This is a genomic window from Paraburkholderia sp. SIMBA_030, assembly GCF_046535245.1.
Taxonomy (GTDB): domain Bacteria; phylum Pseudomonadota; class Gammaproteobacteria; order Burkholderiales; family Burkholderiaceae; genus Paraburkholderia.
Genome location: NZ_JAWRXB010000977.1, coordinates 1 through 257, shown reverse-complemented (window position 1 = coordinate 257; position 257 = coordinate 1). Strand labels below are relative to the sequence as shown.

Here is a 257-nt window from a genome sequence, read left to right as displayed (position 1 = left end):
CCTCGTGGCCGCGGGCAACGTCCAGAACGTCGACAAGGTCGACGACCAGCTGACCGTCACGAATCCCGCACCGGAAGCGCAGCACCACACGGTGGTCGCGGGCGACAACCTCTGGAAGATCGCCGAAAAGTACTACGGCAGCGGCGCGAAGAACGACGTCATATTCCAGGCCAACACGCCGATGCTCAAGAGCCCGGACAAGATCTATCCGGGTCAGGTGCTCGTCATTCCGCCGCTGCAGTAAAGTAAAACCTGCG

Annotated in this window: 1 protein-coding gene; it reads left to right on the top strand. The window is 61.5% G+C overall.

Annotation, left to right across the window (positions count from 1 at the left end; all coding sequences use genetic code 11):
- Positions 1-244 (top strand): LysM peptidoglycan-binding domain-containing protein (locus SB772_RS42925; protein WP_410838885.1); only part of this gene is annotated, 244 nt, incomplete at its 5' end.
- Positions 245-257: the final 13 nt, after the last annotated feature.